The following is an 8,371-nucleotide window of genomic DNA, read 5'->3' as shown; positions in this document are numbered from 1 at the left end:
GCCATCGCTCAAAGGATAAAAGGTACTCCGGGGATAACAGGCTGATCTCCCCAAGAGCTCACATCGACGGGGGGGTTTGGCACCTCGATGTCGGCTCGTCACATCCTGGGGCTGGAGAAGGTCCCAAGGGTTGGGCTGTTCGCCCATTAAAGTGGCACGCGAGCTGGGTTCAGAACGTCGCGAGACAGTTCGGTCTCTATCTATTGCGGGCGTTAGAAATTTGAAGGGAGCTGACTTTAGTACGAGAGGACCGAGTCGGACAAACCTCTAGTGCACCTGTTGTGGCGCCAGCTGCATCGCAGGGTAGCTATGTTTGGATGAGATAAGCGCTGAAAGCATATAAGCGCGAAACTCGCCCTAAGATGAGATTTCTTTTAAGGGTCGTTCGAGATCAGGACGTTGATAGGCTACAGGTGTAAAGGCAGTAATGTCATAGCCGAGTAGTACTAATTACCCGTAAGCTTTTAAATGCAGATCCCATGTATTCATTACTCTCAGTGTGTCGATCTTATTAACGATTTATGGTGACTATGGCAGTGGGGATCACCTCTTCCCATCCCGAACAGAGCAGTTAAGCCCACTTGCGCAGATGGTACTAGGGTAACACCTGGGAGAGTATGTCGTCGCCAATCTTTAAGCAAGCCTCTACGTTTAGCGTAGAGGCTTTTTTTTTGCCTTTTTTCTCAGCAATGCCCCATATTTGGCACCCTCCTTGCAATTTTAATGTGCTGTGCGAGTTCACCAATTAGCTACCTTCGCGGCATGATGCGAAATACCATCTTTCTACTTTTACTCAGTCTCGGTCTGGCCGCTCAGAAGCCTAGTCCAGATGCGCTTAAACCCCAGTTTAGCCATCAGTATTTCTATTGGCAACAACAAGGTTACTATTTCATTGATACTAGCCTAAGCTCCCTAACTTGGTACCATCAGCTTAATAATGCCCTTTCGGATGATTATGGCAAATTAGTCTTGATGAACCTCGGAGGTCCACGCAATAATTTGATCCTGCAAGGATTAAAACCACTAGAAGACTTTCAAAGCTTTGGACCCTTTCAAGATTATTTTGTAAGTCCCGAAAGAGTGGCCTATTACCAAGTACGCTCACCATTAACCGGAGCCCGCTACGTAAATGGTTATGAACGTGGCCAGTTGTTTAGAATCTACCACAGTCAGAATATCACCAAGAATTGGAATTTCTCGGTGCAGTACCGTCGCTTAAACAGTTTGAGCTTCTATATCAATGATCAGAATAAGCAATCCAGCTTCTTAATTAATAGTCATTACCAAAGTCCCAAAGGAGCATATCAGCTATGGGCCTATTTTGCTAGTGAGAAGTTAGAGCTCCAGGAAAATGGGGGGATTATTCATGATTCTGTTTTTACTGATAATTTGGAGTCTTCGAGAACCCTCTTAATTACTCGCTTCGATCAAGATCAAAGAGCGGTATACAATCGTGATTATTTCATTGATCATCAGATCGATTTCTGGAAGCTCTTTAAGAAGAAAGTGAAAGCACCGGTTGATACATTGCCAGACTCCTTGCAAGTCAAAAGCCCGGAGACGGAAAAGCAAAGGAGTATCATTTTAGGTCATAATGCACGTTTTAACCGGCGGGCCTTTGCCTACTATGGCAGATCTAATGATGTATATGATCAATATTATTTTGATCAGGATGGGGTATATACAGATAGTCTCCGCTACGCATCATTATACAATGAAGCTTACCTGCAAACTATAATTGGTGATAGTAGCCGCTTTAATTTAAAAGCGGGAGCTTTTCATCAATACCTGGAGTATAGCAATGCCTATTTTGAAACCGGTGCCCAGCATTTTGGTGTGAATGCTCAATTACAGGGAAACTACAAGCAGTATTTCGATTTACACACTGAAGGGAAATACATTCTAACTGGTCCATTCGCCAATAATTTCGAATTGAAAGTTCGGGTGCAGGGAACCTTCTTTAAAAGCTTAGGTGCCTTTGCAGGCTACAGTATTCAGAATAAAGCACCTGACTTTTTACAGCAAGTTTATATCAGTAACAATGTAATTTGGAATCAAGATTTAGGTCCGGTTCTATCTAATGAACTGCAGTTTGGTTTGCAATGGGGAAGGTCCAATTACCTGCGTTTCCGCACCTTTGGGGCCTCGGATTATGTGTATTTCGGCGCAGACCTTAAACCAGTTGTGGCACCGGATTTAGTCGCTTATCAGAGTATAGATCTTAAACAGGACTTTTATCTCTGGAATTTACTGCATTTAGATAATCAGGTGACCTATCAGATTGCATTGAATAATGCCGATCGTTATATGCCTCTCCCCGAATGGGTAAATCGTCTTTCTTTGTATTTCGAGTTCCCGATGTTTAAGCGGGCTTTAAAGGTATTAATAGGTGCCGAAGCCACTTATTTCAGTGCCTTCCAAAGTCCATCTTATTCCACCGCTACTGGCCAACTCTATATTGCAAATGAATATCCTGTTGGAGATTATTTTATGGTAGATGCTTTTGCGCAGTTTAAAGTGGCCAAAGCCGTAATCTTCCTTAAAATGCAAAATCTAACTCAAGGAATGGTGGCCTATAATTACTGGGCTGCTCCTCATTATCCTTTAAATGACAGGGTATTCCGAGTAGGTGTAAACTGGCGCTTCTTTAACTAGGTTTTCTGATTCTTCTTCTTCGCAGCAGGAAAAAGAATATTATTCAGAATTAGGCGATAACCAGGTGAAGTGGGGTAGAGTTCTAATTCCGTTTTCGGATCTCCAACTCGATGCTGATAATCTTCAGGATCATGTCCGCCATAGTAGGTCCAGGTACCCATTCCCAACTCTCCATGAATATAGCGGGCTTCACCAGCAGCTTTAAATTCTCCTAAGATTAAGACATCGCTCTTAATTAAATCCTTTCGGAAGGCAGTAGTTTGCCCCATAAAGCCTTTAACCATTTGCACATGGTTTTGGGTGAGCATGGTTGGGACAATATCCCATTTGGCCGAAAACTCAAAGAGGCTGAAATAATCTCTTTCTTCTGCAATCTTCCGTCCATTGGTTACATCAATATTGCTGAACTCATACACATTGGGATTCTGTACCAATTGAAAATTCTCAAAGGCATTACAGCGGTCGAAATTCAGTTTATTTTGATAATTAGGCTCTGCTGCATCACCGTCAAACATGGGTTCACAGATATCTACATTTAGAGCGGCAAGGGATATTTCATAGCTGTCGGTAGCAGAACACATGGCAAAGAGAAAGCCTCCGCCAATAGTATACTCTCGAATCTTTTCGGCAACCGCACTTTTCAATTCACTTACCTTGGCAAAACCTAATTCGGCGGCCAGGGCCTCTTGTTCTCGTTTTTGTTCAATATACCATGGAGCGGTGCGGAAAGCCGCGTAGAAACGTCCATATTGTCCGGTGAAATCTTCGTGGTGCAAGTGTAGCCAATCGTATTTAGGTAGGAGGTCATTAATCACCTCTCGGTCATAAACTACATCGTAAGGAATCTCAGCATAGGTGAGTACTAGCGTTACAGCATCATCCCAAGGCTGTTTGCTCTTAGGCGAGTAAACCGCAATTTTTGGCGCGGTTTCTAATTTTACGATGGATTGATTTACAGCCGGACTGCTAATAGCTTCGCGAATACTGCTGGCTGTGGCATCATCAATTACCTCATAGGATACATTGCGAATGCGGCATTCCAGCTTGAGCTTTTCATCAAATGGAATTAAAAAACTGCCCCCGCGATAATTGAGAAGCCATTCAATTTCTACGCCTCGTTCCAAAGCATAGTAGGCAATACCATAAGCTTTGAGATGTTCCTTTTGGCCTTCCTCATCCATGGGAATGAGCAATTGAATAGCCTGGGCCTGCAGGGCCAATAACAATAAAAAGAGAAGCGCGATTTTCCTAGAAAGGAATGTCATCATCATTAGGGTCATTACTAAAACCGCCACCGCCATCCATGGAGTGGTCGCCGCCTAGGAACTGGTCGTTATTCAACTTGGATTCCAGTACCAGCGGACCATTGTCCATATCTTCCAGATCCGAGAACTTGGCCATGGCGCCTTCAAAGCGCAGACGAACATCGGATAAACTACCATTACGGTGTTTAGCGATAATCAGCTCAGCTTTGCCCTCGGCCGGATCACCGTCGCGGAAGGTTTCTATATCATAATATTCAGGACGATAGATAAAACATACGATATCCGCATCCTGTTCGATCGCTCCAGATTCCCGTAAGTCAGAAAGCTGGGGTCGCTTATCACCGGCTCGGGACTCTACCGCCCGACTTAACTGCGATAGTGCAATTACCGGAATATTCAATTCTTTAGCGATACTTTTCAAGGAACGTGAGATGGTTGAAATTTCTTGTTCCCGGTTACCACCCGAGCTCTTTTGGCCACCTACGGTCATCAGCTGCAGGTAATCAATCACTACCATACCTACACCGTGTTGGGCAACCAAACGACGGCATTTAGCACGAAGGTCAAATACCGAAATTGCCGGCGTATCATCAATAAAGAGCGGAGCATTTTCCAGGGCACGTACCTTGGTGAGCAATTGCTGCCACTCCGCATCATTAAGGGTTCCTTTTCGTAATTTCTCAGAGCTTAAGCCTGTTTCACTAGAGATCAAACGCGTAATCAACTGAACTGCCGCCATCTCCAGAGAGAATACTGCCACTGGTGTTTTATGGTCGATTACCATATTACGCGCCATACTCAATACGAAAGCGGTTTTACCCATACCAGGACGAGCTGCGAGGATAATTAAATCCGAGGGCTGCCAACCAGCGGTAATACGATCCACTTCAGTAAAGCCACTAGGAACACCACTTAAACCTTCTTTCTTCGAAATCTCTTCAATGCGGTTAATGGCCTCTTTTACCAGATCTCGGGCACTCTCGTAGTTCTTTACAATATTGCTGTGGGCAACTTCAAAAAGGTCTTGTTCCGCCTCATCAAGCAAGTCAAATACATCGGTGGTTTCATCAAAACTCTTATCGATGATATTGCTGGCCACCTTAATCATTTCCCTTTGGATGTGCTTTTGCACAATTACCCGGGCATGGTATTCGGAGTGAGCCGAAGAAGAAACTTTATTGCTTAGCTCAATTAGATAATGCTCACCACCAGCGGCTTCCAGCTCACCATTAACACGCAACTCATTGGCTACGGTTAAAATATCTACCGGCTCACTTCGCCCAAAGAGCTCTTTTACCGTTTTAAAGATGAGGCCATGCTGATGTTTGTAGAAGCTTTCCGGACTTAAGATGTCGATTACAGCATTAATAGCACTGTTATCGATAAGGACTGCACCTAAAACCGCTTCTTCAAAACTTACTACCTGTGGAGGAATTCGACCTTGATCGAGAGCTACCACTGATTGTTTTGCTTGAGGCCTAAAAGAATTTTGCGGATTTTTGTTCGCGTCCATACTTGAATAGAGAGCTTCTGTACATTAATGCTGAGCCTCCAAAAATACCAATTGTGAAACGCTTATTTTCATTTTTCACGACTTCTTTTGGAATCCTTTCCATTCTCTTGCTGGCGCTGGGATGCAGCGAGGAAGAACCTGCATATCCGGAACTAAAAATTCTAAATTCTCTACCTTCTAATATAGCCTTTGGCGATACCCTCATTATTCAGTTTGAGGCAGAGCCAATTAACCAGTATCGGATCAATATTTTACAAGGCGACCGAGTAGTGGGTTCTCAATTCAGACCACTGTATCGGGAAGGGAATTTCTTTGAGGCTGAAGTTATTTTCAATGATCGCTATCTCAGTTCCGGGAATTACGACCTGCGGCTTACCGCCTATAACCAAGGCCAGTTTTTAAGTAATTTTCATCCCTTTCGATACGCTGAATTGGAAGCGGAGCAGCTAGGATTTGCTTTACTAAGCGATCAAAGCCTGGAGATTTTAGATGCAGATGGAATTAAGCTCCGGGAGTTTACTCTAAACCAATCTTTCGACCGTGTAAAAGTGTCTGCTCGAGATTCGCTTATCTATTTAATCTCTCTTGCAGATAATGGGATTGAAGTACGGCATCTGCGTGACTTTAGCGAAGTTACCTTTATGCCAGCCCCTCTGGGAGCCAATCAAAATTCCTTTACCTATGTACTTAAAAGGGACCGCAACTTTTATCTCTTGCAGCGAAATGGCTATATCCAGGAAATAGGAGAAGGGTCTATTCAAAGTAGCCGTTTTATTGGAGTGACTGGGCAGCAATACTATGCCCGCACTGCCGCTTGGTTCGATGAGCAATTAGCAGTGTTTAGTGCTTTTGGCGATGGTAGCAATGCCCAATTGGAAGTTTATAGTTCCAATTTACTGGGGCAATTGTACACCTATCCTTTGCTAGGAAGCAGTCCACGTTTAGCGGCATTAAATGATGATGAATTGGCCCTATTAATCCGCAAGCCTGGCGCTGGTGTTTGGGAGCTGAATCGCTATCGGAAATCAGATCATACCTATACTAATCTGGAAACCTTTACCGATGAGGCCCTTTATGATGCGGCCGCCATCGCTCCCTCAGACTTGGTTTTCAGCAGCGCATCGGGATTATATCGCTATTCGAGCCTCGGAGGAGGCAATGCACAATTAGTAGATCCACGGCACTTCGAGAATTTTCAGATCTCTAAAATTAATGGTGCCTTGTATTTACAAAATGGCAACCTTATTCAGCGCTTGCTTCTCAATAATAATCTGCAATTTGCGGCCTCAAGTTCCAAGCTCTTAAAAGACTATGAAATTCTCTATAATAAGTAAGATGAAGGCTCTTAATACTTTGTCAATTAGCATTTTATTGACGGCTGGCCTCTCGGCGCAAAGCCTGGTTTCTGTGGATGGTGATTTGAATTTCCCGGCCACCAATGAATTGCAAGCCAGTACCCAAACTTTAAGATTATACAATCCTAATAGTTATCCCATCAGTGTAGAGGCGGTAGATCGTTTTGAGATTTATGGCAATAAGGTGTTTAGCCTTAGCGATAGCATTTTCACAGTGATGCCCAGCGATACTTTTAGCCTTACGGTGAGTTTTTTACCCGAACATAATATTCAGCATGAGCAGGTTTTGGTTTTTAAAAGCACCAATGGCTTTGGTCATACTGCAGTGGGTTTAAGCGCACAAGGCACCTATTCAAAAAGCTATTATAGCACTACTCAAAACAAGGAGCAGCAGGCTTTGAAAAATGCTTTAAACACGCGCTTGGCCCAAGGTTATAGTGATCAAGGTTATAATGGTGCTCGCGATTTAATGTATGGCAGTATTGATAATGTAGCTGGTCAGGTTGAGTGTGTTTATACTGGTCGTACCGCTACTTTTAATACCCGTAGTGGGGCTAATAACAATAGCTTTAATTGCGAGCATACCTTTCCGCAGGGATTTTTTAATTCCAATGTGCCCATGCGTAGCGATATCCATCATTTGTTTCCTACCGATGCCACTGCAAATAGTCGCCGCGGGAACGATCCTTTTGGAGTAGTGGGAACTGCATCCTGGACTCAAGGTGGTTCCAAATCGGGAGGAGGGAAGTTTGAACCTCGCGATGCTCATAAGGGAGCAGTAGCTCGGGCCATGATGTATTTCGTAATTCGCTATCAGGATTATGCCGGCCATTTTTCAGGACAAGAAACAATTCTTAGACAGTGGCACGATCAATTCCCACCATCAACGGCAGAGCAGGCACGTAATACTGCGATATATAATGTGCAGAATAATCGCAACCCTTTTGTTGATTATCCCCAATTCATTGAGCGTATAAGCGATGTGGATGGTACTGCTTCAGCAGCGGATCGTTTTGTACAATACTATTCCGATGATACCATCTTCCTGGCTCAGGGCCCATCTATAACTCGCACTTATAGCTTTGTGATCTACAATGATGGTAACAAAGACATGGGGGTAGATAATCTGGCATTAAGTGATCCGGATTTGAACTTTAGCTCAGCAACTCCAACCACCTTTTTATTGAGCCCGGGCGATTATCAGGTAATTGAGATTGAATTCCAGGCGCAGAAGAATTATCAAGCGAGTATGGCCTTCCGTCAATTAGGGGATTCAGATTCCATCACCATTCCTATTATGTCAGGTCCTGCCTTATCGCTTTTGGCTTTCGCCGATGCGCCATCCATTCGCTTTTATCCCAATCCCGTAAAGGGGCTTTTACAAGTGCAGTCTGTAGAGGATATTAGTTCTTTGCAAATGATTGATGCGGCTGGAGCCCTACATTCATTGCCCTTAGCAGAACAAATTGATTTGAGTGCTTTTGCTGCGGGAGTCTATACTCTCATTTATCGTGAGAAGTCATCGGATGCCGATCGTCAAGAGCGAATAATTATCCAGTAATCTAGATCTTAATTAAGCCTTA

Annotated in this window: 5 protein-coding genes and 2 rRNA genes (1 of these 7 only partly in view); 5 read left to right on the top strand and 2 right to left on the bottom strand. The window is 43.9% G+C overall.

What is annotated here, in order from left to right:
- The 3 genes from H4K34_RS04320 to H4K34_RS04310 all read left to right on the top strand — a co-directional run.
- A 23S ribosomal RNA gene (locus H4K34_RS04320) occupies nucleotides 1-470 on the top strand (it extends 2,397 nt beyond the left edge of the window).
- Between the two features lie 50 nt (nucleotides 471-520).
- Nucleotides 521-632, top strand: a 5S ribosomal RNA gene (gene rrf / locus H4K34_RS04315).
- Nucleotides 633-762: 130 nt separating this feature from the next.
- Nucleotides 763-2,655: a putative porin gene (locus H4K34_RS04310; RefSeq protein ID WP_210759602.1), complete on the top strand. Its 1,893-nt coding sequence runs from the start codon at nucleotides 763-765 to the stop codon at nucleotides 2,653-2,655.
- Here H4K34_RS04310 and H4K34_RS04305 read toward each other — a convergent pair.
- Complete coding sequence (locus tag H4K34_RS04305) at nucleotides 2,652-3,926, bottom strand: asparagine synthetase B (protein ID WP_407644576.1); 1,275 nt, start codon at nucleotides 3,924-3,926, stop codon at nucleotides 2,652-2,654. The genes H4K34_RS04310 and H4K34_RS04305 overlap by 4 nt on opposite strands.
- Nucleotides 3,904-5,433: a replicative DNA helicase gene (dnaB, locus tag H4K34_RS04300; RefSeq protein WP_210759601.1), complete on the bottom strand. Its 1,530-nt coding sequence runs from the start codon at nucleotides 5,431-5,433 to the stop codon at nucleotides 3,904-3,906. Before dnaB ends, H4K34_RS04305 begins: the two co-directional genes overlap by 23 nt.
- 53 nt (nucleotides 5,434-5,486) lie before the next feature.
- Here dnaB and H4K34_RS04295 point away from each other — a divergent pair, with 53 nt between their 5' ends.
- Nucleotides 5,487-6,767, top strand: a complete 1,281-nt coding sequence (locus H4K34_RS04295) for a hypothetical protein (RefSeq protein WP_210759600.1) — start codon at nucleotides 5,487-5,489, stop codon at nucleotides 6,765-6,767.
- Complete coding sequence (locus H4K34_RS04290) at nucleotides 6,745-8,349, top strand: endonuclease (protein ID WP_210759599.1); 1,605 nt, start codon at nucleotides 6,745-6,747, stop codon at nucleotides 8,347-8,349. Before H4K34_RS04295 ends, H4K34_RS04290 begins: the two co-directional genes overlap by 23 nt.
- Nucleotides 8,350-8,371 lie beyond the last annotated feature (22 nt).

The sequence above is a fragment of the Croceimicrobium hydrocarbonivorans genome, assembly GCF_014524565.1.
Lineage (GTDB): Bacteria > Bacteroidota > Bacteroidia > Flavobacteriales > Schleiferiaceae > Croceimicrobium > Croceimicrobium hydrocarbonivorans.
Note: the sequence above shows the minus strand (reverse complement) of the source record. Positions and strands in the feature narration are given on the sequence as shown.

What these genes read in the sequence shown, in the direction of transcription:
- dnaB (WP_210759601.1), bottom strand. Translation starts at nt 5,433, where the DNA reads ATGGACGCGAACAAAAATCCGCAAAATTCTTTTAGGCCTCAAGCAAAA.
- H4K34_RS04305 (WP_407644576.1), bottom strand. Translation starts at nt 3,926, where the DNA reads ATGATGATGACATTCCTTTCTAGGAAAATCGCGCTTCTCTTTTTATTG.
- H4K34_RS04310 (WP_210759602.1), top strand. Translation starts at nt 763, where the DNA reads ATGATGCGAAATACCATCTTTCTACTTTTACTCAGTCTCGGTCTGGCC.
- H4K34_RS04290 (WP_210759599.1), top strand. Translation starts at nt 6,745, where the DNA reads ATGAAATTCTCTATAATAAGTAAGATGAAGGCTCTTAATACTTTGTCA.